The organism is Synechococcus sp. R6-10, from assembly GCF_047461815.1.
Lineage (GTDB): Bacteria > Cyanobacteriota > Cyanobacteriia > Thermostichales > Thermostichaceae > Thermostichus.
Map to the genome: position 1 here is coordinate 1 of NZ_JANSHW010000270.1, position 2,795 is coordinate 2,795.

3 protein-coding genes are annotated in these 2,795 nt (G+C 58.6%); all 3 read right to left on the reverse strand.

Annotated elements, in window-relative coordinates; translation table 11 throughout:
* Window positions 1-74 precede the first annotated feature (74 nt).
* Window positions 75-677 (reverse strand): hypothetical protein, encoded by a 603-nt coding sequence (locus NW837_RS08360; protein ID WP_414330602.1) that lies wholly within the window; start codon window positions 675-677, stop codon window positions 75-77.
* A gap of 53 nt (window positions 678-730) precedes the next feature.
* Window positions 731-1,255 (reverse strand): acetolactate synthase small subunit, encoded by a 525-nt coding sequence (gene ilvN, locus NW837_RS08365; protein ID WP_011432604.1) that lies wholly within the window; start codon window positions 1,253-1,255, stop codon window positions 731-733.
* A 164-nt stretch (window positions 1,256-1,419) separates the two neighbouring features.
* On the reverse strand, window positions 1,420-2,795 hold a 1,376-nt coding region (locus tag NW837_RS08370; protein WP_414330605.1), incomplete at its 5' end, for a DUF3656 domain-containing U32 family peptidase.

The window sequence follows — 2,795 nt, forward strand, 5'->3', positions numbered from 1 at the left end:
TAATCCGTACTGAACATATTATACATTATTTTCAGTATAGTTGAGCTTATTATTGACTAGAGTCATGCTCTACTTCAGGTGGGAGTAGAAGTATTGGTAGGGCTGGGAGCTCCATCGGACTCCGTCCTGCCGACGTCGGCGGCAGCAGGTGCAGTTGCCGGCAGTGTAGGTTCTGGCCCGGCAGGAGGCAACTCCGGTGCCGGTGCGGGCTGAGGCAGAAAGTCGATGACCTCCCAAGTCTTGGAATCCGGTGAGCTGTAGGCCAGCAGCCACCGTTCGGGCACGGTTTTGACGCGGTCGGGCGAGCGTTGTGTAGCAACAGTTTGTGCCTTTTGGTGGGCCAGGGTGATCTGGAAGGGATCCCCTTTGCGGCGATAGGGGCGGCGGGATCCCGGCGGATGCACGATTAGGGTGTAGGTACCGCTGAGGTGATGGCCTTCCAGGGTTTCTCCTGAGGCCAACAGCAAAGGTTCACGGCGATCTTGGCGGATTTTCACATCCTGCAATTCCAGATGTGCCGACAACCGGTCGCTGCCCACCAAGGATCCCACCGGCCCGGACAAATGAGCGATCTGATAGGCGAGGGCCTGCTGCACAATCGGCTTTGGCGGTCTGGGGCCGCAGCCGGCCAGCAGCCCCACCAGCACAATAGCCACAAGGCTGAGTGCGCCGCGCACAACCGATCCCCTACAACTCCACCCCAGTTTTGGCATCGCTTCCCCTGAGGCCATCAGACGGTAACTAAGGTGGGGTGTTGCTTCAGGTATTCCGTATTCACGCCGGACTCGCGGGTGAGAGCCACCAGGCCGGTACGGGCGATCTCGCGGATGCCAAAGCTGGTCAACATCTTGATGATGGCCACCATTTTGCCGGGATCCCCGGTTACCTCGAGAGTCAAAGACTCCTCCGCCACATCCACAATCCGGGCGCGAAACATTTGGGCCACATCCATAATGGCGGAGCGGGTATCGGGGCTGGCATTGACCTTGACCAGCATCAGCTCCCGTTCCACGCAGGGAACATGGGTGATATCGGTAACTTTCAGCACGTCGATGAGCTTGTAGAGCTGCTTCGTCATCTGCTCCACATCGTGTTCATCTCCCTGCACCACCATGGTGATGCGAGAGATCCCCGGTCGTTCGGTGGGGCCAACGGTGAGGCTGTCGATGTTAAAGCCGCGACGGGCAAACATCCCCGCAATGCGGGTTAAAACGCCAGGCTGATCCTGCACGAGGGCGCTGAGGGTGTGTTTCACGGCAACCAGAGGATAGAGAAAAAGCTGAGAAGAGGTTGGGGAAGCACCTGGGAATAACAATACCCTGAGGAAATTTTACGCCAACTTTGCCGGAATGTTTTTCGCATTGCTCCGGTCGGAGCACAGCTGCAGAGCCGGCGCCCTAGAGAAAGACAGCGCAGCCGTTAACTCTCCAAAGACCCGCGCGTAACCCCCAATTGGCTGTGTAGCTTCAGCTCCTGCCACAGTTGGGATCCGCTGAGTTGACCTTGTAGGAGTTGCTGATAGCGGTGCAGGGTTTGTTGGATCTCGGCGGGGGATTCATGCAAAAATTCGATGCGCAGATAGCGCAGGCCCAAGGCCAATAATTTCGGCACATATTCTGCCCCCGTTTGGGCCTTGCCGTTGTAGAGGGTATTCCGACAGCCGGCATCGGCCTTCAAAATGTGCTCGACATTGGCTCTGTCCCTCAGCTTCACCTCGTGTTTTTCACATGGGCGACCACAATTGGTGTAATCCGTTCCGCTGGATAAAAAGGCGCAAAAGACGCAGTGCTCCATGTGGAACAGGGGCATATGTTGATGAAGGGTAACCTCATACCTATGGGCGGGGCCGGCTTGCAGCAGGGATCCCAGTTGCTCGTGGTTGAGGTCATAGGAAGCCGTCAGGCGCTCCAGGTTGTAACGGGTTTTGAGATAGTGGGCCGTGATGGGATTGGCCACATTCAAGGAAAAATCCCCAATGCAGCGCTGCCCGGCAAAAAAACGGAGATGGTCGTAATTTCTCACCAAGTAGCCATCGGCTCCGCCGACCAACACTTGCTTTAGGATCCAGGTTTCTCCCGGCTTGGTGATGCGGGGCGGAGCGACCCACAGTTCCACCTCGGGATGGGCGGCTTTGGTTGTGCGGATCACCTCCCGATAGCGGCGGGGATCCTCAAACTCCAGATAGATCTGCCTAATACCGCTGGCTATCGCCGCCGGCAGTTGCGCCGGATCCCGCACCAACACCACCAACTGCGGGGATCCCCTTGCGGGCTCCTCCTGAGAAGGCACCAGATCTTGCCAGCGAGCTTCGGGATTGAGTTGCCAGCGCGGGGGCTGAGCTCGCAGAGCTTGTAGGCGTTCCACCGCTTGTCGGCGCATCTGGTTGAGCAGGCTCACCGGCAGCATTACCTCCCCCTGCAAGGCATTGTGCAGGGATCCCAACTTGAAGGGAGTGGAGCCCAAACGGCCCAGTTGCTGTCGCAGTTTTTCGGTGGTGAGGGGTTGGCGGTGGGCAGCTTCCAGGGGCAGCGGCGAATCCACCTGCACCGTATGGCCTTGCTCATCCCGCAGGATCAGCGTCAGCGGGGATCCCACTTGGCCGTGAACCTCCATGTGGACGGGCCGCTGAAAGCGGGGGTGATCCCCGGCGTAGCTTTGGCGCAGGCGCTTTTCCAGTTCCGGGTCGCTGGTCTTCCAGAGGCGATCCCCCACCCGCAGACGTTTGAGATCAATGACCCCCTCTCCGAAGCTGAGCCAGGCCAGCCCCTGCTTCTCTTGCACCCGGTAAACTCGCC